This is a genomic window from Flavobacterium zhairuonense (assembly GCF_004352915.1).
Taxonomy (GTDB): domain Bacteria; phylum Bacteroidota; class Bacteroidia; order Flavobacteriales; family Flavobacteriaceae; genus Flavobacterium; species Flavobacterium zhairuonense.
Genome location: NZ_SJSY01000074.1, coordinates 410618 through 432090 on the forward strand (window position 1 = coordinate 410618; position 21473 = coordinate 432090).

At 37.6% G+C, this 21473-nt stretch carries 20 protein-coding genes; 14 read left to right on the forward strand and 6 right to left on the reverse strand.

What is annotated here, in order from left to right:
* Nucleotides 1-98 precede the first annotated feature (98 nt).
* Nucleotides 99-617 (reverse strand): NAD(P)-binding domain-containing protein, encoded by a 519-nt coding sequence (locus tag EYY60_RS16185; protein ID WP_162847899.1) that lies wholly within the window; start codon nucleotides 615-617, stop codon nucleotides 99-101.
* A 574-nt stretch (nucleotides 618-1191) separates the two neighbouring features.
* Here EYY60_RS16185 and EYY60_RS16190 point away from each other — a divergent pair.
* The gene (locus EYY60_RS16190; RefSeq protein WP_132990350.1) at nucleotides 1192-1440 is read left to right on the forward strand and encodes an NAD-dependent epimerase/dehydratase family protein; all 249 of its coding nucleotides are present in this window, start codon (nucleotides 1192-1194) and stop codon (nucleotides 1438-1440) included.
* A gap of 1034 nt (nucleotides 1441-2474) precedes the next feature.
* The gene (locus EYY60_RS16195) at nucleotides 2475-2909 is read left to right on the forward strand and encodes a hypothetical protein (RefSeq protein WP_132990351.1); all 435 of its coding nucleotides are present in this window, start codon (nucleotides 2475-2477) and stop codon (nucleotides 2907-2909) included.
* Here the strand turns inward: EYY60_RS16195 and EYY60_RS16200 are convergent.
* Entirely contained in the window at nucleotides 2884-3297 is a 414-nt protein-coding gene (locus EYY60_RS16200) for a winged helix-turn-helix transcriptional regulator (RefSeq protein ID WP_132990352.1), read from the reverse strand. The two genes, EYY60_RS16195 and EYY60_RS16200, sit on opposite strands and share 26 nt — an antisense overlap.
* A gap of 102 nt (nucleotides 3298-3399) precedes the next feature.
* On the opposite strand from EYY60_RS16200, the gene EYY60_RS16205 reads away from it, so the two are divergent.
* From EYY60_RS16205 to EYY60_RS16245, 10 genes are all read left to right on the forward strand, one after another.
* Nucleotides 3400-4167 carry an SDR family oxidoreductase gene (locus EYY60_RS16205; RefSeq protein WP_132990353.1) on the forward strand — a complete coding sequence of 256 codons (768 nt, stop codon included), beginning with the start codon at nucleotides 3400-3402 and terminating at the stop codon, nucleotides 4165-4167.
* A gap of 99 nt (nucleotides 4168-4266) precedes the next feature.
* Nucleotides 4267-4884, forward strand: a complete 618-nt coding sequence (locus EYY60_RS16210; RefSeq protein WP_132990354.1) for a TetR/AcrR family transcriptional regulator — start codon at nucleotides 4267-4269, stop codon at nucleotides 4882-4884.
* A 54-nt stretch (nucleotides 4885-4938) separates the two neighbouring features.
* Nucleotides 4939-6270 carry a TolC family protein gene (locus EYY60_RS16215; RefSeq protein ID WP_132990355.1) on the forward strand — a complete coding sequence of 444 codons (1332 nt, stop codon included), beginning with the start codon at nucleotides 4939-4941 and terminating at the stop codon, nucleotides 6268-6270.
* Nucleotides 6271-6281: 11 nt separating this feature from the next.
* Nucleotides 6282-7367, forward strand: a complete 1086-nt coding sequence (locus EYY60_RS16220; protein ID WP_132990356.1) for an efflux RND transporter periplasmic adaptor subunit — start codon at nucleotides 6282-6284, stop codon at nucleotides 7365-7367.
* A gap of 8 nt (nucleotides 7368-7375) precedes the next feature.
* Nucleotides 7376-10426 carry an efflux RND transporter permease subunit gene (locus tag EYY60_RS16225; RefSeq protein WP_132990357.1) on the forward strand — a complete coding sequence of 1017 codons (3051 nt, stop codon included), beginning with the start codon at nucleotides 7376-7378 and terminating at the stop codon, nucleotides 10424-10426.
* A gap of 290 nt (nucleotides 10427-10716) precedes the next feature.
* Complete coding sequence (locus tag EYY60_RS22325) at nucleotides 10717-10887, forward strand: hypothetical protein (RefSeq protein ID WP_162847900.1); 171 nt, start codon at nucleotides 10717-10719, stop codon at nucleotides 10885-10887.
* 354 nt (nucleotides 10888-11241) lie between these two features.
* Nucleotides 11242-11832, forward strand: a complete 591-nt coding sequence (locus tag EYY60_RS16230; RefSeq protein ID WP_132990358.1) for a TetR/AcrR family transcriptional regulator — start codon at nucleotides 11242-11244, stop codon at nucleotides 11830-11832.
* A 63-nt stretch (nucleotides 11833-11895) separates the two neighbouring features.
* A complete protein-coding gene (locus EYY60_RS16235; protein ID WP_132990359.1) occupies nucleotides 11896-12663 on the forward strand; it encodes an SDR family oxidoreductase in 768 nt (255 codons plus the stop codon).
* A 2-nt stretch (nucleotides 12664-12665) separates the two neighbouring features.
* Nucleotides 12666-13676, forward strand: a complete 1011-nt coding sequence (locus EYY60_RS16240; protein WP_132990360.1) for an NADP-dependent oxidoreductase — start codon at nucleotides 12666-12668, stop codon at nucleotides 13674-13676.
* A 55-nt stretch (nucleotides 13677-13731) separates the two neighbouring features.
* Nucleotides 13732-14631, forward strand: a complete 900-nt coding sequence (locus EYY60_RS16245; RefSeq protein WP_132990361.1) for an AraC family transcriptional regulator — start codon at nucleotides 13732-13734, stop codon at nucleotides 14629-14631.
* A 706-nt stretch (nucleotides 14632-15337) separates the two neighbouring features.
* Here EYY60_RS16245 and EYY60_RS16250 read toward each other — a convergent pair.
* The 3 genes from EYY60_RS16250 to EYY60_RS16260 are packed head-to-tail and all read right to left on the reverse strand — an operon-like array spanning nucleotide 15338 to nucleotide 17097.
* Nucleotides 15338-15622: a hypothetical protein gene (locus tag EYY60_RS16250; protein WP_132990362.1), complete on the reverse strand. Its 285-nt coding sequence runs from the start codon at nucleotides 15620-15622 to the stop codon at nucleotides 15338-15340.
* A complete protein-coding gene (locus EYY60_RS16255) occupies nucleotides 15622-16644 on the reverse strand; it encodes a hypothetical protein (protein ID WP_132990363.1) in 1023 nt (340 codons plus the stop codon). Before EYY60_RS16255 ends, EYY60_RS16250 begins: the two co-directional genes overlap by 1 nt.
* Nucleotides 16645-16671: 27 nt before the next feature.
* The gene (locus EYY60_RS16260) at nucleotides 16672-17097 is read right to left on the reverse strand and encodes a hypothetical protein (RefSeq protein ID WP_235832344.1); all 426 of its coding nucleotides are present in this window, start codon (nucleotides 17095-17097) and stop codon (nucleotides 16672-16674) included.
* 292 nt (nucleotides 17098-17389) lie between these two features.
* Between EYY60_RS16260 and EYY60_RS16265 the strand changes: the two genes are divergently transcribed.
* Nucleotides 17390-17566 carry a histone H1 gene (locus tag EYY60_RS16265; protein WP_131424719.1) on the forward strand — a complete coding sequence of 59 codons (177 nt, stop codon included), beginning with the start codon at nucleotides 17390-17392 and terminating at the stop codon, nucleotides 17564-17566.
* A gap of 21 nt (nucleotides 17567-17587) precedes the next feature.
* Here the strand turns inward: EYY60_RS16265 and EYY60_RS16270 are convergent, their stop codons facing one another.
* Entirely contained in the window at nucleotides 17588-17917 is a 330-nt protein-coding gene (locus EYY60_RS16270) for a hypothetical protein (RefSeq protein WP_132990364.1), read from the reverse strand.
* 515 nt (nucleotides 17918-18432) lie between these two features.
* Here EYY60_RS16270 and EYY60_RS16275 point away from each other — a divergent pair.
* Nucleotides 18433-21465 (forward strand): SusC/RagA family TonB-linked outer membrane protein, encoded by a 3033-nt coding sequence (locus EYY60_RS16275; protein WP_132990365.1) that lies wholly within the window; start codon nucleotides 18433-18435, stop codon nucleotides 21463-21465.
* Nucleotides 21466-21473 lie beyond the last annotated feature (8 nt).

Sequence of the window (21473 nt, forward strand, 5' to 3'; positions counted from 1 at the left end):
AAATAAGTAAAATTATTGCTTAAATTAATCTATGCCCGTTATATATCAAAATCCGGAACAATAACGTAAAAATAAAGCTCATCGAATCTTGCCAGATTTTAACAAAGATTAATTCCTGCAAAATTCAGGCTATCCAAATAGATTTCGACATTGTTTTTTATTTTCTGATTTTCCGTTGCAAAGAATATTTTTATTTTGTCCTTGTTGCTATCCTCAGAAATTGTAAGGCCGTGTAATGGATTAAAAAGCCTTACAATATGTGAATAGGGCAATAATGAGGCAACCATATCACTTGATGACTGACCTGAAGAGATAGGCAAAAAGGTATCTAAATTAAAAATGTGATTATTGGTGTGCAGTATAATTTTTCCTTTCATACATGGTAGCATTTGCAGTTCCTTTTCCAGGTCATCCCGATTAAGAAAGAGTATTATAAGTTCAGCTGCAGCTGCTTGATTTGTGCTCGCCAATTTAATGTTACCGTGCATCTGGCGCACCAGATCTCTAAAAGAACTGGTGCCGCGTGGATTGCTTAGGAGTACCTCGTGTCCTGAGCGGGCTGACCTAAGAGCCAATTCCAAAGTAATATTTCCAATGCCTATTATTCCTATTTTCATATCGTGCAATTTTTTAATCCTTATCATATGAAAGGGCATGCATGATAAGAAACATTAAAAACTAATTAAAGAATTATAAGCCAATTGTAATGAGGTTCTAATATAAGAAAAAAAACTTTTTTATGTCAGGTTTAGTTTAATTTTTTTTTGATGAGTTTATTGCGTTTCTGTATCAATAGGATTGGCAGTATTTTTTAGCCATTAAATTTTAACATTCCTATTGTTTTTTATGATCTGTTTTTTTTGGTGCTGAAATATTTATATCCAGGTATTTCCAATAGTATCTTTATGGGGATTTTTATGTGCCAACAAAATTTACTTCCACCCCATCATAAGGAAGTGGGAATGGATTTGTCTAGTGGCCGATCTATAGGACGCAAGTGCAATAAGTCCCAAGGTCGGAGAGGCGAAAGCGGCGCTTTTATGCACGCAGAGCATATGCAGGGTCTATCTTGGCTGCCCTTTTACGCCGTTTTTTTTGAAACTTCTTTTTTTTTTTCGTTACCTTGTAGTGGAATTCCAGTGCAGGCCTTGTGAGGGAAAATAGGACAGCCACAATCTATAAAACCTTATTATGAAGGCATTAGTTATTGGCGCGGCGGGTTCAACAGGGAAGTTTCTTGTGGATGAGCTCTTAGAGGATGCTGCTTACAGAAGTGTTGTGATTTTTGTGAGAAAGACGACAAGCAGAGCACATCCCAAACTTACAGAACATGTTGTTAACTTTGTGCATCTTGATGCTTACAGAGAACTTATTATGGGAGATGTTGCTTTTTCTGCCTTGGAGACAACCCTTAAAGCGGCAATGCTAAAAGGGAGATAAGCCAATATTCTGCTTCTGCGGGGCAGCAGGTATATTAAAAAAATAAGGGCAGGAAATTCAAATATTATGAAATTTTTAAATCATTTTATATCTGGTTTGCTTTGCAGCCGTGTAGCCGTGCCTTTTGGAAAGCGCTTTTTCTCCTAAATCAGGTTCGCAGCTTAAACAGCCGTATTGATTTAAATCCTTTATACGCCTGTGATGCGCGGCAGGGCCGGTTATCAGGCTGTTCTCATAATTTCATGCCTATATGCCTTGATGGGGTTGATAATGCCCTCATTTTCTCTGAATTGAAAAAGTGCCGCAGAAATGCCGACAAGGAGTGGTCCCGGCGGGCTGCCCTTTATCAGGTGCAGAGCGGACAGGGGCGGTTTTTTTACGGCATAAGGGGCTGTGTTTACAGGACAGCGGCCAGGTGGTCAGGAGGGGATTTTAAAAGTGGTAAAAAATGTTATAAACCCTATTTTTTAAACTTTAATAATGCTGCAGCATATTGATAAGGGATAAAGATGCTCTGTAGTCCTGCCAAAGGCAGGGGCAGAAATAATCGGGTATAAAGGCAATCGGGTGTTAAGAGCTGCCGCTGTAGATTAATTTGGAGCGGCCGGCATTGTCTATTGTAATTGGTATTATTCTCTAAGTTTATTTTTTTTTTTAGGAGCTTTTTCCCGCTATCCGTTTCAATCTTCTTCGCCGAACCCCGGCGCAGAAGGATTTCCGCTTCACACGAGCGAAGCGAACTGGCGAAGCAATCGGGGCTAGAAAAATGCTGACGCCCGTTAGAAATAAACCAATTTTTTGACTCAGCCGGGCAGCAATTATATTAAAAAGAATAAGGGCAGGAAATTCAAATAATTTTGAAATATTAGACCATTTTAAAATGAGATTTCATTCTATGAAATTGGACAGTAATTAGAAAAAACTAGGATATAATAAAGTCATAATTTCACTTCATTCTGGGTGTTCTAATCCTGTTGAGTTATCGAATGCTGAATCAGCTATTTGAGTATTTTTTTACATAAGTATATACACTGATGCAATTTACTATTATTTTAAAGAATAAAAATAAAAGCAAAAATGATTCAAAGTTAGTATATTTATTGAGCTTAAATAAAAAATGGCATCAATTGTCTTCAATTGGCGCCATCTGGCTGTGTGACCCCGACGGGACAAATTTCAACATTTTTTTGGATGATTTGAAGAAATTGGCTTATTATATGAAGTTGTCTGTCTTTCAGTGGCTTTATGAATTTGGTTTGGATGTCCGCTGGGGATTGAAGGAAAATGCAGCTTCAAAAAACAAATCGCTGACCTCTTTTATTAAAACCGCCTTAGCTTGTGTGACAAAATTGAAGGCAGTTCTACACCTGCGCGGCGTGTTGCGTGATGTGAATTCCAGCCCCAATTTATTGTGGCAAAAAAGTAGCAGCTATGTAATATATACTATAGATTTAATTCAAGTTCTTTAAAAGCTTTTTTAATAAATCCTTCCTTATCAGCATTCATCTGTGCCAGCAATTCCTTTCTTCCTTCAGGAATGTCAGTATACTTTTCCGCCCAAAGATTAATTTCAACAATTATCGGAATTAAATCCATTCCTTTCTGTGTCAATTGATACAATACTTTGGCTTTACTGTCAGGATGTTCCAGTTTCTGAATAATTCCGTTTTCTTCCAATGAAAGCAGTCTGGCAGCCAAAATGTTAGTTGCTATTTTCTCATCAGACTTTGCCAATTCGCCATAGGTACATTTTTTTTTAAGCATCAAATCCCTAACAATCAACAGTGACCACTTGTCGCCAAAGGCTTCAAGTGAAAAACTTACCGGGCAGTCTGATCTTTTTTTTTGAATTTTCATAAAATAAATTTAAAATCACTTGCTTTTCGCAAGTAAATGTGTTTATATTTGTACTTGCATTTCGCAAGCAAATATAGGAATAATAAATTAAATAGTAAAATCATGGAATTACAAGGTAAGGCAATTTTGATTACAGGCGGCTCTGCCGGAATCGGATTAGAGGCTGCAAAACAATTCATTGCAGAAGGCGCTAGGGTAATTATAACAGGCAGGGACCAGAAAAAGCTTGATCTGGCTAAAAAAATGTATCCGTCACTTACAGCAATCAAAAGCGACGCTTCAAATAAGGAAGCTGGCGAAGCATTATACAGAGAAATCGAACAATTGGGAGGCATTGACATTTTGTACAACAACGCGGGAATTATGAATGGCATGGACAATCTGGGCATAAGCAGCGCAAAACATTTTGAAAAAGCGGCAGTGGAGATCAACACCAATTATTTAGGGATCGTATTTTTAAATAATCTATTTATGGACATGCTGAAATCCAGAAAAGAAGCAGCCATTATCAATACTTCATCAATCTTAAGTTATACGCCGTCTATTCTTGTGCCGACTTATTCCGCTTCCAAAGCTGCGGTTCGTTTTTACACAGAAGCGTTGAGAGACCATTTGCGTGCTATCAGAAGCAATGTAAAAGTATTCGAACTGCTGCCGCCTCTTGTAAAAACAAATATGTCAGAAGGCATGGATGGAAAATCGATAACCCCTGATGTTCTGATAACCGGTTTAATTAAGGGATTGAAAAATGATGCCTACACGATTCGTGTTGGTGATACAAAAGCCATTTATCTTCTGAATCGCTTTTTGCCAAAGGTGGCACATAAATTAATAAATCCTAAGGGGGTAAGTCTTAAACTGCAGTCTTAATCACCTTTAATTGGTGGTGTATAAAAAATGAACGCTGTTCATTTAATTTTATATCTTTGCTTTTGCATTTAGTTTACTAAGGATAAAATTAATAGATATATGAGTACAGCCGAAAGAAAAGCACGAGAGAAAGAGGCCTTAAGGGCGCTGATACTTAAGGCTGCTAAAAAGCTTTTCGTAGAGAGGGGAATTGAGCAGACCACCATAAGGAACATCGCAGATGAAATTGATTACAGCGTAGGTACGGTATATGTCTATTTTAAAGATAAAAATGCCATTCTGCATGATCTGCATTCAATAGGTTTTCAGGAGCTGGGCAGTTATTTTCAGGATTTGCTTACAATTGCAGATCCAAAAGAGCGGTTAAAAAAAATGGGGAATTCCTATATAAAATTCGCCTTAGAAAACGCAGAAATGTATGATCTGATGTTTAACTTAAAGGCGCCAATGGAATTTCTGGAAAATTCTGATAATGACAATTGGGACGAAGGTGCGGTGACTTTCAGTTATGTCAAGAAAACTGTTGAAGAATGCATCGCTGAAGGCCATTTTGCAGGACATAAAGCAGAACCGCTCTCTTTTATGGTATGGAGCCTGGTTCATGGAATGTGCTGTCTGGAAATCAGGCAGCGGACCAAGGGGGTAAAATTTACTAATCCAGATACCATATTATTTGATGGATATAATGAGTTTTTAAAAATAATAGAAAAACTGTAAAGTTTTTTTTACTATAAAAATTGAACAACGTTCAAATTATAAACAATGTACAAAATGAAAATACTTTTAAATTTTACAATTCTGTTTTTTGGATATCTGGGATATTCGCAAAGCATCTTAGACAGCTATATACAAGCTGGGCTAAAGAACAATGAAGTGATAAAGCAGCATAATTTTGATATTAACAAAAGCATGTATGCTTTAAAAGAGGCTAAATCCCTTTTTTATCCGACGGTTTCCTTAAATGGAAGTTACACCAAAGCAGAAGGCGGAAGGACAATCGATATTCCCATAGGAGATATGCTGAATCCGGTGTATAGCACTTTAAATCAGATTACCAATTCTAAGGCTTTTCCAATGATGGAAAATCAGTCGGTCTTGATAAATCCGGATAATTTTTATGATGCTAAAATTCATACCACGATGCCACTTCTGAATTTTGAAATTATTTACAATAAAAGAATAAAAACCCAGCAGACGACGCTTCAAAAAATAGAACTCGAAATCTATCAAAGGGAGCTGGTAAAGGAAATTAAAATTGCCTATTACAAATACCTGCAGTCGGTTGAAGGAATTAAGATTTATGAAGATGCCCTGGCTTTGGTAAAAGAAAACCAAAGGGTAAATCAGGCTTTATTTAAAAATGAAAAAATAAACCGGACTGCGGTTTTAAGAAGCGATAATGAGGTGATCCGCATTCAGGCCAATTTAGAAACCGCCCGTCAAACCAGTAATAATGCCAGATCGTATTTTAATTTTTTATTGAATCAAAAGCTTGACACCGCAATAGAAACTGATCAGAGTGAAGCACCGCCAATAGAAGTACTTTCAGAAAATACCCAAAATAGAGAAGAGCTGCAAAAGCTCACCCAGGCAAAAGAAATAAACGAAAATGTAAGCAGGCTGACCAACTCGTACTGGCTGCCAAAAGTAAGTGGCTTTGCCGATTTCGGAATTCAGGATTTTGATTTTCAGGCAGATAAAAACTCACGCTATTATTTTGCCGGAGTGGGGCTGGAGTGGAATATCTTTTCGGGAAACAAAAACAAATGGAAGCTGAAACAGGTTGAAGAAGACAGTAAAAAAATCATCTCGCAAACTGATAATGTAAAACAGCAGCTGCAGCTTCAGTTTCAGGTTTCACAGAACAATTTAAAATCGGCTTTAGAGCAGTTCTATGCTGATAAAAATCAAAAACAGTCGGCCAAAAAATACAATGACGACATTACCAAATTGTACAAGGAAGGCCAGGCAATATATATAGAACTGCTGGATGCACAGAACCAATGGGTAAATGCGCAGCTTAACACTAATATTTCGCTTTATAACTCCTGGATTGCTTTTGCAGAATTAGAGAGAGCCAACGCCACTTTTACTTTTAACTAAAAACAAAAAACATGAAATCAACGATTCACAAATATCTAAAAAAACATATTGCAGCCTCCAAAAAAGGGTTGGGTATATTGCTTGCTTTAACGCTTTTTTACGCGTGTAAAGAAGAAAAAAAGGAAAATTCGCCCTTTGAAAGCGCAGATGTCATTCCGATTAAAACAGCTCCGGTCGAATCTTTTGCTCTTGACAATACGATTAGCGCATCAGGGTTGGTAACAACAGAAAATCAGGCCAATTACGGATTTAAAATAGGAGGGATCATCAGTCGTATTTATGTTGAAGAAGGCCAGTTTTTTAAGAAAGGGCAGCTTCTGGCATCATTGGACGAAACAGAGATTAATGCAGGATTGAACCAAACCGATCTGAATCTCAAAAAGTACGAGCGTGATTATAAACGAGCAAGCAATTTGTACAAAGACAGTGTGTATACATTAGAACAGCTTCAGAATACCAAAACGGGTCTTGACATTGCTAAAAAGCAGAAAGATGCAGTGGCTTTTAATGCACGTTATTCTAAAATTTATGCTGCTGCAGATGGTTTTGTTTCCAAAAAAATAGCCAGCGAAGGAGAAGTAGTTGGCGCAGGAAGTCCAATTCTGGCTATAAATGAAACCAGCCAAAACAATAATTATCTGCTGAAAGTTGGCTTGACAGACAAAGAATGGGCCGCGGTAAAAGCAGGGCAGAAGGCCACTGTAACGCTTGACGGTTATCCTGATGAAAAATTCGATGCCTTTATTTTTAGAAAATCGCAGGCGGCAGATGCGGCACTAGGTTCTTTTCAGGTCGAATTAAAACTGAGCCTTAAAAAAAGCAGACCAGCGGTGGGGATGTTTGGAAAAGCCGAAATAAAGGCAGAGCACTCAGAAGATTTCATCATCATTCCGTACAATTCGCTTATTGAAGCTGACGGAAACAAAGCGTTTGTTTTTATTGTGGAAAACAGCAAAGTAAAACGCCAGCCGGTGACCATTAATAAATTCGAGAACAATAAAGTATTCATAAAAGAAGGTCTTCAGAAAACAGATCAGATCGTGATCTCCAACAGTGCTTATCTCAACGAACAATCAACTATCAAGATCATTAAATAATCAGTATCATGAAAATAACAAACTTTGCTGTTAAAAATTATCAGTTTACGCTGATTATCTTTCTGCTGGTTGCTGTGGTAGGGTATCTTACGCTGTTTACCATGCCCAGGGCGGAAGATCCTTCAACACATCCGCCGCAATATTTAATTACGGTAATTTATCCCGGGACAAGTCCTAAGGATATGGAGGAGCAGGTTGTAAAACCAATCGAGAATAAAATTTACGGACTCGAAAACATCGAAAAAATATTAACCACAGTAGAAGACGGTGTTGCCGCTTTTCAGGTAAAATTTAAATACGGAGTAGATGTTGACAATAAATATCAGGAGATTTCCACGGAAATGAATGCGCTTAAAAACAGCGAGCTTCCAAAAGATATTTATCAGATAAAAACAGAAAAAATTGCTTCTTCTGATGTGAAAATCCTTCAGATAGCGTTGGTTTCAGAAAATGCATCAGACAAAAAACTTCGCGATGAAGCGGATAAACTTAAATCTAAGATTGAGAAAATCACCAATCTGAAAGATGTAAAATATGCCGGAATTCCCGAGCAGGAAATCCGTATTGATCTGCAGCTTGAAAAGCTGGCCCAATTAAAAATTCCTTTAAACGTGGTCATGGGAAGCCTGCAGAGCGAAGCGGCCGATATTCCGGGTGGAAGCATTGATTTAGGCAGCAAGGTATTTAATGTAAAAACCAGCGGTAAATTCAAAAATGCGGATGATGTAGCCAATACGGTAATCTACAATGCCAACGGTAAAATAATCTACATGAAAGATGTAGCCGAAGTAGGCTACAAGTCGCAGGTTGTCGATCATATTACCCGCATCAACGGACACCGATGCGTACTGGTTACAGCTGGTATGAAAGACAATGTAAACATTACAGATGTGCAGAAAGAATTCCTGCCGATTGTAGATGAATTTTCTAAAGAATTGCCGTCAAACATCAAATTAGTAAAAAACTTCGATCAGGCCAATATGGTATCGCAGCGTTTGGGACATTTAGGTTTTGATTTTACCCTTGCCATCGTTTTGGTAATTGTTACCTTGCTTCCACTGGGTTTAAGAGCTTCGGGAATTGTGATGATTTCTATTCCATTATCCCTCGCATTAGGATTAATTGCTATGAATGCTTTTGGCTTTTCTTTAAATCAGTTAAGTATCGTGGGTCTGGTAGTAGCGTTGGGATTATTGGTGGATGACAGTATTGTGGTAGTCGAAAACATAGAGCGATGGCTGCGGGAAGGACATTCTAAAATGGATGCAGTCCTTAAAGGCACCAGACAAATCGGAATTGCAGTAGTAGGATGTACCGCAACACTTATCATTGCTTTCTTACCTCTGGCTTTCCTGCCGGATGTTTCGGGAGAATTTATCAGAAGTCTTCCAATGGCAGTTATTACCAGTGTACTGGCGTCGATGATTGTCGCTTTGACTTTGGTGCCGTTTTTAGGAAGCCGATTTTTAAAAACGCACGATCATGCAGCAGGGAATATTTTTCTACAGCATCTGCAAAAATTCCTGACCAGGGCGTATCGTGATATTATGCCTAAAGCCTTAAAATATCCGAGAACCACTATTGCTATTTCTATAGTTTTAAGCATCACTGCTTTTGGATTGTTTAAAGTGACGGGTTTTAAATTATTTCCAACTTCAGAAAAACCGATGTTTCTTATCAATATAAAAATGCCGCTTCAGGCCAATATTTCAGAAAGTGACCGTGTGGCCAAAATTGTAGAAGCAGAGCTTGAAAATCATAAGGAAATTGTGTATTACACTTCGAACGTTGGCAAGGGAAATCCGCAGATCTATTACAATGTGCATCCCCAGGACAGAAAACCCGATTTTGCGCAGATTTTTGTCCAGCTCGAAGATGAAGCAAAACCATCAGAAAAAACAGCTTTGATTGAAGAGCTTCGAAATAAATTCAAAACGATGCCTTATGCAAAAGTGGAGGTAAAAGATTTTGAACAGGGAACACCATTAGAAGCCAATATTGTGGTGCGATTATTTGGCGAGGATCAGCAGGTGCTGCGCAGGCTTTCTTCACAGGTGGAGACTATTCTTAGAAATCAGCAAGGAACCGTGTATATCAACAATGAGCTGAATACGTATAAAACAGATCTTAAAGTTAAAATCAATAAAGAAAAAGCCAGAACATTGGGAGTACTGACAAGCGATGTGGATAAGGTAATCCGTCTTTCGGTAGCAGGATTAACGGTCGGCGATTATATAGATGACAGGGGAGATGCCAGAAATGTTACACTGACACTGCCCCGGGATAAATTTTCAAACCTTGATGCTTTGAAAAACCTGTACGTAAATAACCTTCAGGGAACTCCGATTGCCCTGAACCAGATTGCTGAAATTTCGTTTGAAACTTCTCCAACGGCGATTAATCATTTTAATAAATCACGCTTTTCAAAAGTAACCGCTTTATCAGCAAAAGGGCACTATGCCAATGATTTATTGACGCAAATTATTCCGAAGCTGGATCAATTGAAAATGCCAAAAGGATATTACTATAAATTATCAGGTGAAAAAGAATCCGAAGGGGATGCGCTGGGCGGTAACTTTCTGGCAGTAATTATTTTGAGCACCTTTTTGTTTGTGGCGGTATTGCTGCTGCAGTTTAAGACTTTCAAAGGAATTATTATTGTATTATCTATCATACCGCTGGGGATTTTAGGCGGCGTGCTATTATTGCTTCTCAATGGAAGCCCGATGTCTTTGGTTGCTATAATCGGTTTTATAGGTCTCTCGGGAATTCAGGTAAAGAACTCTTTGCTGCTGGTGGATTTTACCAATCAGCTAAGACAGGAAGGACATTCGATCGATGAAGCTATTTCAATTGCAGGAGAAACGCGTTTTCTGCCTGTAGTGCTGACTTCAATTACTGCAATCTGCGGTTTGATTCCGATTGCATTAAACTCAAATCCTTTGATAGCACCATTGGCAATTGTGTTAATTGGCGGATTGATCAGTTCTACAATATTATCACGGATTGTAACGCCCGTGATGTATAAATTGATACCTCCCAGTATTGAAAAGATGTAAGAAGAGAGAAAAGATTTTTTTTGAAATTAAGATAATTTTAAAGCCGGCAGCGTGTGTTTAGACTGCTGGCTTTTTTTCTTGAAAAAATTTCATGCCTATAGGGCTCTGGCAGGCTGATATTGCCTTCATTTGCTCTGAATTGAAGCAGTGCCGCAGAAAATCCGACAGGGGCGGTCCTGGCGTGCTGTCCTTTATCAGATGCAGAGCGGACAGGGGCGTTTTTTTTACAGCATAAGGGGCTGTGTTTATAGAACAGCGGTCAGGAAATTGCCAAAAAAACAACTCTTGACATGATACCGCTCTATGTTAGAGAAGGCGCTATTGTTCCAGTGGGACCTAAAGTGCAGTTTGCTCAGGAAAAAAGATGGGATAATCTTGAAATTTATTTTATCAATATCTCATTTGTAAAGCGCTGTTTCCTAAAAGAAATGAGTAAATTCAACAACAGTTTAAAAATATAAATTATTGATACAATTTTGGTTAATTATAATTCTGACCTTTATTTTTTCAACGTATATACATACCGGTAAGGTTAATTTTAAAATCAAACAGGCAAGAAATTGATGAGAGGATTTGGCGCTATGGGAATGGGAAAAGTTATTGCCTCTGCCGCATTTGGGAATAACTTTATCTTTATAATTTTAAACCCATCCAAAAATGAATGCGAAAGGTCATTGTTATCCAAAATATATCATTTTGATTCTAGTATATCGAGGTTTTTGAAAATTAAAAATGAATTAAGGAAAGCAAAACTTATTTTTAATTTTTGTTTTAAAATATACTTTTTGGTATATTTGCAGTCTAATTAATGAACAATGCTAAGTAAGGCTGAAAGAACAAAACAATTTATACTGGAAACTGCGGTGCCTCTTTATAATGAAAAAGGCATTTCGGGGGTGAATATTGATGATATTCTCGAAGCTACAAAACTTACAAAGGGCTGCCTTTACGGTCATTTTGAAAATAAAGAAGATTTATCAGAGCAGGTTATTGATTTGTCGTTGAAAATGGTTTCAGACCGAATCAGAGCAGCAGTTTATCAGGCAAAAACAGCTAAAGGTAAAGTGTTTGCATTTTTAGATTTTTATAAAGACCCAATCGAAACGTATATTTCCGGCGGTTGTCCCATTCTTAATGCTGGTGTGGAAGCAGATGATAATTATCCCATTATAAAAAAGAAAGTAGCCAAAGTATTTAAAAGTGGTCAACAGGAGTTAGCGGGGGTACTTCAGGAAGGGATTAATATTGGGGAGTTTTCCGCTAAACTTGATCCTGCTGTCTTTGCTTTTAAATTAGTAGCATCAGTTGAAGGCGGTATTGTAATGTGCAGAGTTATGGGGACAGCAAAACCAATGCTGGGACTTATCAAAAGTTTAAAATCTGAATTAGAGCAATACATCATATAATTTTTTTTTGATTTAAAAATAGACTAAAAAGTCTAAAATAAATAACTCTTTAAATAAATCATAATGAACATACAAGGCAAAACAATATTAATAACCGGCGGAGCATCCGGCATTGGGCTTGAAGCCGCTAAACAGTTTTTAGCAATTGGTGCGAAAGTAATCATCACCGGAAGGAATCAGGCCAAACTTGATGCTGCTAAAACAACAAATCCTGCTATTATAGCAATCCAAAGTGATATAGCCAATAAAGAAGATGCGAAATTTCTTTTCAGTAAAGTAAAAGAATTGGGCGGTATAGATATTTTATATAATAATGCCGCTGTACTTGTACCTCCTTCAAATTTAGGTATTGCCAATGACATACATACGGATGGTGCCGCCTACGAAATGGAAGTGAATTATCTGGGAGTAGTAAGACTGAATAATATTTTTATGGACATGCTGAAATCACGAAAAGAAGCAGCGATAATAAATACTACATCAATACTTAGTCTGAGTCCGTCGATCCTAGAAGCTACTTATTCTTCTTCTAAAACAGCCCTGGCTTTTTACACGATATCGCTTCGTGAACATTTGAAGATCATTGGCAGTAACGTAAAAATATTTGAACTGATTCCGCCCCTTGTTGCTACAGAAATGACTGCAGACCGGAAAGATAAAAAAATATCTGTTGAAGAAATGGTAAAAGGCCTTATCGCCGGGCTTCAGAAAGAACATTATACAATACGAGTTGGCGATGCAAAACTATTTAACGTAATCAACAGGTTTTTCCCGAAAATGGCCTTTAAATTAATTAACCCTAAGAAAAGCCATCAACTTTTAAAAAGCTAAAAATGAAAGCATTTATCATAAATAAATATACCAAAGGAGCTCTTCAGCTTGCAGATGTTCCAAACCCTGTTGTGGGCAACAACGATGTTTTGATTGAGATCTATTCAGCGGGCGTTAATGCTCTGGATTCAAAAATTAAAAAAGGAGAATTTAAATTGATGCTTCCTTATAAACTGCCTATGATCCTTGGTCATGATGTGGCCGGCATCGTTACCGCAGTGGGCAAAAATGTCAGGAAATTTAAAGTTGGAGACCAGGTATATTCGCGCCCCGCGGATTACCACGTAGGAACCTTTGCCCAATATATTGCCGTAAATGAAAAAGATGTGGCATTTAAGCCCAAAAACATTTCGATGAACGAAGCAGCCTCCATCCCGCTGGTAGCATTAACAGCATGGCAGGCATTGGTTGAGCGTGCCCATTTAAAAAAGGGAAATAAAGTGTTTATACAGGCAGGTTCGGGCGGTGTGGGAACTATAGCGATACAGTTGGCAAAACATCTTGGAGCAGAGGTTGCCACAACATCCAGCAATAAAAGCTTTGAATTGCTTAAAAACTTGGGCGCTGATGTACTGGTCGACTACAAAACGCATGATTTTGAAGATGCGCTTAGAGATTATGATGTTGTAGTAAACAGTCAGGATCAAAAAACACTTGAAAAATCATTAAACGTTTTAAAACCAGGTGGTAAAATCATCTCTATTTCAGGGCCCCCAACGTCTGAGTTTGCCAAAGAGGCGGGATTGCCATGGTACATTAAAATGATTGTAGCACTGCTTAGTTATGGCACAAGAAGAAAGGCAAAAAAAAAGCAGGTTGAGTTTAGTTTTCTATTTATGAGAGCCGAAGGAAGCCAGCTGCAGGAACTTACCAATCTGATTGAAGCTGATGTTGTTAAACCTGTAGTAGATAAAGTATTTGCTTTTGGACAAACAAATGATGCGCTGGAATATGTAGAAAGCGGTCGTGCAAAAGGTAAAGTTGTAATACAAGTAAAGAGTGAGAACCATTAATTATGCTTCTGAGACTTTCTTCATCATTCAATTATAAATTTATTAATAGCATCAAATGCAAAAAAGTAATGACATTCCCACTTATGCTGCTGAATATCATCTGAATCAATATCAGCATAACGTGCCAAGGTTTTCTGTGCATGAAATTGATAATTATTTAAAAAAATATGATAAAAAAAGAAGGAAAGCTCATGCCGAAAACCATTACCAGATCATTTGGTTTAAAAAAGGAAGCGGCAGGTATTTTGTTAATTTAAAAGCATATGATATTGACGAAAATACTCTTTTCTTTTTGACCAAAAATGATCTTCATTATTTTGACAGGAATACCCATTATAAAGGAGTTTTAATTCAGTTTAATGAAGAGTTTCTAATTCAGAATAATGACAATGACTTTTTTTTCAAACAGAGGGTTTTGGAAAGCCAGCTGCAGTCGATTTGTTCTCTTAAGATAGATGATGTCTTTTTTTTAGATGAATATCTAAACCTGATCAAAAATGAGTTAACATATAAAAATGAAACTAGCCATATAGAAATTTTAAGGTGTTACCTCAGAGTATTTATCGCTCAGGTTCTGTACAGATGGGAAAAATCAACTGCAATTTATGGATATCAGATTTTACCTGATAATAAAAGACAGACGCAATTAGTGAAGTTTGTTGAGCTGGTAGAAGAAAATTATAAAAAAGAACTTAAGGTTTCTGATTATGCCAGGCTTATGCAGTTGTCATCCAGAACATTATCAGGTCTTACCAGCAAATTATTAGATAAAAGCCCTTCTGAGATTATTAACCAAAGGATTATTGCAGAAGCGCAAAGAATGCTTATGGACAATAATTACACTATCAGTAAGATTGGGCTTAAACTTGGTTTTAATGATGACTCCTATTTTGTGAAATACTTTAAAAAGCACACTGGCAGATCTCCTTTAGACTTCAGGAGGTTGAACATTTAATATCAATACAATATTTGAACATGGGTTTCTTATAGTTTTATTGTGCTGGTTTTCTGGTTTTAAAAGGGCTGTCTGCCATGACTTTGCTTCAAAACTTACACTTGTGAAAAGATACTATAGACGGCCTGGCTTTTATGGTAAATTAAAAGGCGGCTCTAAAATCAAATGTAACATGATTTAGCCATAAAAATTTGCCTTGAATTATCTAAAAAAAACGCCTTAGTTTTTTGTGGCAAAATTGAAGGCAGCTCCAGTAGTCGGAAATAAAAGCCTATGAAATTATTGATAAAAAAAGATCTGCATTACCTTGCTTATTGGCGATGATAATAGCAGTCGAATACTAAAGCACAAAAAAATAAACGAAATATTAGGAGCTTCTTAAAACGGAAATACACCATTTTTTTGCTTCAGTCGATCTAGCAATTATATTTTAAAAAAAAGAACAGGAAATTCAAATATTTTGGAATTTTAAATCAATTTGGAGCTGGTTTGCTTTGCAGCCGTACAGCCGGGTCTTTTAGAAAGCGCTTTTTCTCCTAAATCAGATTATATTCTCTCGGCTGGCGATGATTCAATAACTAGTTTGGGATGCGGACCGCCTGCAGTGATAGGGTTTTAATGATATTTTTATTAAAGCTCTAAATTGCATTATTGCGATAAATTCGATCTTTAGGCTTGATTTTAAGACTATGCCAGGACCTGCCTTTTAAACAGGAAAATAAATGACGCTTTTCTGGTTTCTGTTTCTTTTGGGGATATAGTTTATATAACCGTATTCATTTAAATCCTTTATGCACCTGTGATACGTGACTGGACCTGTTATTTTGGCTATTTTCATAATTTCATGCCTATAGGCTTTGATAGGATTGATGTTGCCTTCATTTGTTCTGAATTGAAGCAGTGCCGCAAAAATTCCAATATGGGTAATGCTGATGCGCTGGTCTTTTTCTATCGATCTAAAGAATTCAGTTAAAGGGTTTAATTGTTCCATCACTGCTGCATTTTAGATTTTATTCCTTTTTGGACAGATTGTTTCGGGAATATTGCTGCCTGGTTTTTTGATGAAGCTTTCTGGATTTTACGAAAATGCCGGTCATAGATATTCAATGATCTAAACTGCGGATTGGCCTCTATATAAATCTGATTTTCTCGTCCATTTTTAACCAGCACAGCAGATACGCTGTCACCTTGTCTTAAAGCATTTTTTAGCTTCTCCATTTCATATTGGCTGGATATCTCTTTTAAAGGAATGGCCTTTAAAGTCTTTTCTAAATCATAAGCATATTCATTTCGAAATTCTTTTAAGTGATAACTGCCCGAAGCGTCTCTATCATTAAAGTCGAGCTGAAACCATGATTGGTTATGCTCAACTGAGCGGCCTGACAATAAATTATAAACTTCATTCAGCTTAAAATTGTTTTCCAGCCCATTTTTAAAGTAATATTCCCTGCGGTCTTCCGGTGAAGAATTATTTTGCAGGCTGCTTTTAAATCCATCGAGTTCAAAATAGCCTTCAGCATTTTTTGAAAAGGAAAGAGCGTGACTGATCTTTTCTTTTTCATTAATGTAGTAGGATAGAAGAACGATGAAATTTTCCTGTTCTTTGCCGATAAGATTTTTAAGTTTTTCAGATAAATCAGGAAAGCCGATACTCTGTACTTTCTCGTTAAGCGAATTGAAGTTTATCTCGTCTTTTTTTGCATCACTGCGAAGTGAAAGCTGATTTTGTGTGGAGGTGATTATTTTCCTTAGGATGCGTGAAATGAGATTTGGATACAATTGTTTTGACATCCTATGGATTTCCGTTTTAAGGATTCGGAGCGTATGCTGCTCCTCAATATTTTTTGAAGATCTGTATTTCGTTCTGATTCTATTGAACTGGCGCAGTTTCTCGGCCAATAAAGATCTGTTTTGAGCCGGAGTAATTGAAAAGAGCGTACCCAAACGCTCCTCTCTTGCTTTCCATCGGCTGAATTCCATTTCTACTCTATTTACGGGAAACTGCGGGTTCATGATCTAATCTTTAATTATTTGAAATATCTAAACCGAATTAGACTGCTGCTTTCTTTTTTTTTGTCTGTTCGCCGAAGAGGTTTCGCTGTTCTCCTCAGCGGTGTCGGACTGTCGTTTGTCAGATTGCTTTTCTGAAGTTTTTTCTCCTTCAGATTTTTTCTCTTCTTTGCTTTCTCGATGATTGATGCGCTGCAGGTTTGCATCATATACATTAAGGGTCTTGAACTGGGGATTTGCCTCCACAAACATTTTGCTTTCCACGCCGCTGACGACAAAAGTCACAGACTGAAGATTTCCTTTTTTAAGGGAATTCAAAAGGTCTTCCTTATACTGGGGCGTATTGAGCTCTTTTATGGAATGCTTCTCTAGGCTGGCTTCCAGATCATACCCGTAATTCTGATGGTAGTGGCTGATCTTGAAATTCCCGGAATTATCGGCGTGTTTAAAGTCCATTTTCAGCCAGCCTTTACAGAGTATATTAATGATCTTAAGATAGACCATATAATAGAATTATTGAGAAATGATAAAAAAGTCCGCAAATTTAAAAACAAGGCACTGGCGGAGGAAGCCGGATTCAGCAGCACACAGCTTTTTGTAAATGTCTTTAAGGCAAAGACCGGCATGCCTACGACATTTTTTATAGAAGAAATTCAAAAAGAGGATTTGTAGAGAATCTTTGTCCGTGATTATTTTATTTGAAGTTTAAAATTTTACTTTTGCCAAGTAATTTAAAAAAACAATTATTATGAAAGATCTTATAGCAAAAATAAATGCTGAAATCGAAACATTCAAAACAGAATCTGAATCGCTGTCAGAAAAAGGGGTTAAAGCGGCAGGAGCAAGAGCTCGAAAGTCTTCTTTGGAAATTGAGAAACTTTTAAAGGAGTTTAGAAAAGTTTCTATTGAGGAATCAAAAAAATAAAATAGAAAAAGAAAGACATTTTTAAATGTCTTTCTTTTTTTCCATATAATAAAAATTATCTTCAGCATCTCCGTATTTATTTTCAACAAGAGTAAAAAAATCTGCCAAAGAAATTTGTCTATAAAAACAAATAATTTTTAATGTAGATAATGGAATTTTATAACCTTCACTTTGATTGATTTTTCTAGCTATTGATTCGTGAACGTTATGCTGTCGGGCCCATTCTCTAAATGAATCAATACCAACCATCCATTCTTCTTTTATGAAATTACAAACATGTTTGTCTACCAGAAAAACTTTGGTTTTCTGGGGTTTTACTAAATGCTTATTATTTTCATTTTTTAAAGCCATCAAGACAAAAGAATTGAATAATTATATTTTTTCTGCACACTATAGTGTGCAATTCAAAATAATATTCTATATTTGTTATCAAATACATATATTTGCGATACTTCAAATAATATAATATGAAGCGTTCGCTTTGAACCTGCTCTCTAAAACTGGTAATTTTAATACGCGCAGGAAGATAAGTGTAAATGCTCACGCCAAACGGCGTGGGCTCACTTATTGCGCGTGAGGTATACCAGTACCTAGAGAGCGATAAGCTGAGTTTAAACCCACGCCTCCTTTTTAGGAGTCAAATAATTTTCTCAACTTTTCTTAGCATTCGCTTTTTTACAAGGCTCGCATTAAACTAAAAGTTTAATTTAAAACCATTACTATCTGTAAAAAAGTGCGAAAAATTATTTATGCTATTAAGTCGTTTACTTAATGCATAAAAAAAATGGCCCTCAGCTGCAGCGACCAAACTAGAGCAGAGGACCTTAGCTAATCAAATCCATATTTAACTAACCAATCCCAATATTATGAATTATTTTTCATTTTACAAGGATGGAAAAGCTCTTTATTGCCTAATTTTTACGGCAGTTTTGCTCTCTTTTTCATCGTCGTATGCCGGAAATTCTTCCCGGTATTTTTCATCAACAGTACAACAGCGTCAGGTGCAAGGAACCATTACTGACGGTTCTGCTCCTCTGCCAGGTGTTACAATTTCCGTAAAGGGAAGGGCAGATACGTCAGCAATCACAGATTACACTGGACATTATTCTATAACTGCTGCATCTTCTGATACACTTATTGTATCATTCATTGGGTTCAAAACCCTAAAGGTTGCCATTGCCGGTCGTTCTGTAATCGATATTTCTTTGCACTATGATACCACCACATTACAGGAAGTCAAAGTAAATGCAGGATATTATTCTGTGAAGGAAAAGGAACGTACCGGAAGCATAGCAAGAATAACATCCAAAGATATCGAAACACAACCCGTAACCAATGTATTGGCAACGATGCAGGGGCGTATGGCTGGTGTAAATATTATACAGAATACAGGTCTGCCCGGAAGCGGATTTGAGATTGAAATCCGCGGACAGAACAGTTTGCGGTTTAATGGAAATAATCCATTATATATTATAGATGGCGTGCCTTATTCTTCTCAAAGCATCGGAAGCAATATGACCTCAGGAAACATGCCTGCGGAGAATAGCCCCCTAAACAGCATCAACCCCAATGATGTAACTTCCATTGAAGTTCTTAAAGATGCCGATGCTACGGCTATTTACGGCTCTCGGGGCGCAAACGGCGTTGTACTGATCACGACCAAAAAAGGCAAAGCAGGAAAAACTGCTTTTTCTGCGACATATTCCAATGGAATAGGGCAGGTCGCCCATTTTAAGGACGTTTTGCAAACACCGCAGTATTTGGCAATGCGCAGGGAAGCATTTGCCAACGATGGAATTGCCGAGTACCCAGAGTATGCTTATGATATCAATGGCACCTGGGATCAGAACCGAAATACCAACTGGCAGAAAGAACTCATTGGCGGAACAGCCACTTATAGTAACCTGCAGGCATCACTCACAGGAGGATCAGAACAGACGCAGTTCCTTCTTAGTGGAAATTACAGCAGAGAAACAACAGTTTTTCCAGGTAATTTTGACTATGTCAAGGCAGGCGGGCATGCGGCTATAAATCATGAATCTCAAGATAAAAGGTTCAGGCTTAATTTTTCTTCTGCCTATACCGCACAGTTCAACAGTCTGCCAGCTATAGATCTTACTTCTACAGCGGCTATGCTTGTACCCAATGCACCTGCATTGTACGATGATGCTGGTAATCTGAATTGGGAAAACAACACATTTGATAACCCAATGGCTCCATTGCAAGGCAAAATTAATGGAGAAACATATGATTTGCTGGCCAATGCTCTTTTGTCGTATGACATCGGTGCAGGACTTACAGCCAAAAGCAGTTTTGGTTATACCAATCTGAACCAGAAGCAGCTGAATTTGCAGCCAAACACCGTTGTCAATCCTGCTTACGGATCAGGGAGTGAAAGATCAATTGTTTTCACCAATTCCTTAAATCGCAGTTCCTGGATTATTGAGCCGCAGCTCAATTGGATTCATAAAATGGGCAAGACTACATTAGATGCCTTAGTGGGAACTACTTTCCAGCAGCAGAAAGGAGATAAACTCGTTAATTACGGACTTGGATTTGCCAATAACAGCCTAATGGAAAACCCTGCCTCAGCAGCAAGAACTGTTGTTTTGAGCAGTGATGAGAATCTTTACAGATATGAAGCTTTCTATGCAAGGATAAATTTTAATTGGGCCAGTAAATACATTGTAAACCTCACCGGCAGACGTGATGGATCCAGCCGCTTTGGACCGGGTAAACAATTTGCCAATTTTGGAGCCGTAGGAGCAGCTTGGGCATTTAGCGAGGAGCAATGGATAAAGGAGAAAATGCCATTTTTCAGTTTTGGTAAACTTCGTGCCAGTTATGGAACCACGGGGAATGATCAAATAGGGGATTATCAGTATTTAGATACCTATAGCACATCACCCGCCAAATATCAGGGCATATCAGGACTGCAGCCAAGCAGGCTCTTCAACCCTGACTTTGGATGGGAAACAAACAAAAAAATGGAGGTGGCACTTGAAACAGGATTTTTGAATGACAGAATATTTTCGACAATTGCATGGTTTCAAAACCGCTCTTCCGATCAGCTTGTGGGATTGCCCCTTGCAGGGACTACAGGATTTTCTTCCATGCAGGCTAATTTGGACGCGGTAGTTCAAAACAGCGGGCTTGAATTTAGCCTAAGAACCGTAAACATAAAAAACGAGGCATTTAGCTGGAGTACTAGTTTTAATATTTCCAGTATTAAAAACGAACTGATCTCATTTCCAGGATTGGAAACTTCGACCTACAGTGAACAGTATGTAATAGGACAGCCTTTAAATATCATAAAAGTATTCCATTATACAGGACTTGATCCTGCGACAGGCATTTATCAGTTTGAGGATGCAAACGGTGATGGCGCCATAAATTTCGGAGATGATCAAAAGACTATAAAAAATCTAAACCCGAAATATTATGGGGGACTTCAAAACCAGTTTCATTACCGCAATGTGGATCTGAACTTTTTATTTCAATTTGTCAAACAGGAAAACCTCAATGAGAATTTTTACAATCCTATGCCGGGCACGATGGTAAATCAGCCGACAGGTGTTTTATCACACTGGCAAAACCCAGGCGACATGGGACCTTATCAAGGGTATAGTGACAGTAATGAGAATAGAAGTTTGGCCAATTACCAATATTCTCAAAGTGATGCTGCCATAAGCGACGCCTCTTACATACGTCTAAAGAACATTTCTTTGACCTATCAGTTGCCGCAAAACTGGACTAAAAAGTTCAATTGCAAAATTGGCATACAAGGTCAAAATGTTCTCACTATTACCAAATACAAAGGAATTGATCCTGAGTTTAAATATTCGGGGTATCTCCCTCCATTGCGCGTATTCACAACGAGCATTCAGTTAACTTTTTAATTTTAATT

Bases quoted from the DNA above. Each gene is read 5' to 3' on its own strand.
- EYY60_RS16255 (WP_132990363.1), bottom strand. From the start codon at position 16,644: ATGAACCCGCAGTTTCCCGTAAATAGAGTAGAAATGGAATTCAGCCGA.
- EYY60_RS16245 (WP_132990361.1), top strand. From the start codon at position 13,732: ATGCAAAAAAGTAATGACATTCCCACTTATGCTGCTGAATATCATCTG.
- EYY60_RS22325 (WP_162847900.1), top strand. From the start codon at position 10,717: ATGATACCGCTCTATGTTAGAGAAGGCGCTATTGTTCCAGTGGGACCT.
- EYY60_RS16205 (WP_132990353.1), top strand. From the start codon at position 3,400: ATGGAATTACAAGGTAAGGCAATTTTGATTACAGGCGGCTCTGCCGGA.
- EYY60_RS16250 (WP_132990362.1), bottom strand. From the start codon at position 15,622: ATGGAACAATTAAACCCTTTAACTGAATTCTTTAGATCGATAGAAAAA.
- EYY60_RS16270 (WP_132990364.1), bottom strand. From the start codon at position 17,917: ATGGCTTTAAAAAATGAAAATAATAAGCATTTAGTAAAACCCCAGAAA.
- EYY60_RS16215 (WP_132990355.1), top strand. From the start codon at position 4,939: ATGAAAATACTTTTAAATTTTACAATTCTGTTTTTTGGATATCTGGGA.
- EYY60_RS16260 (WP_235832344.1), bottom strand. From the start codon at position 17,097: ATGGACTTTAAACACGCCGATAATTCCGGGAATTTCAAGATCAGCCAC.
- EYY60_RS16225 (WP_132990357.1), top strand. From the start codon at position 7,376: ATGAAAATAACAAACTTTGCTGTTAAAAATTATCAGTTTACGCTGATT.
- EYY60_RS16240 (WP_132990360.1), top strand. From the start codon at position 12,666: ATGAAAGCATTTATCATAAATAAATATACCAAAGGAGCTCTTCAGCTT.
- EYY60_RS16190 (WP_132990350.1), top strand. From the start codon at position 1,192: ATGAAGGCATTAGTTATTGGCGCGGCGGGTTCAACAGGGAAGTTTCTT.
- EYY60_RS16210 (WP_132990354.1), top strand. From the start codon at position 4,267: ATGAGTACAGCCGAAAGAAAAGCACGAGAGAAAGAGGCCTTAAGGGCG.
- EYY60_RS16235 (WP_132990359.1), top strand. From the start codon at position 11,896: ATGAACATACAAGGCAAAACAATATTAATAACCGGCGGAGCATCCGGC.
- EYY60_RS16220 (WP_132990356.1), top strand. From the start codon at position 6,282: ATGAAATCAACGATTCACAAATATCTAAAAAAACATATTGCAGCCTCC.
- EYY60_RS16230 (WP_132990358.1), top strand. From the start codon at position 11,242: ATGCTAAGTAAGGCTGAAAGAACAAAACAATTTATACTGGAAACTGCG.
- EYY60_RS16200 (WP_132990352.1), bottom strand. From the start codon at position 3,297: ATGAAAATTCAAAAAAAAAGATCAGACTGCCCGGTAAGTTTTTCACTT.
- EYY60_RS16185 (WP_162847899.1), bottom strand. From the start codon at position 617: ATGAAAATAGGAATAATAGGCATTGGAAATATTACTTTGGAATTGGCT.
- EYY60_RS16195 (WP_132990351.1), top strand. From the start codon at position 2,475: ATGCAATTTACTATTATTTTAAAGAATAAAAATAAAAGCAAAAATGAT.
- EYY60_RS16275 (WP_132990365.1), top strand. From the start codon at position 18,433: ATGAATTATTTTTCATTTTACAAGGATGGAAAAGCTCTTTATTGCCTA.
- EYY60_RS16265 (WP_131424719.1), top strand. From the start codon at position 17,390: ATGAAAGATCTTATAGCAAAAATAAATGCTGAAATCGAAACATTCAAA.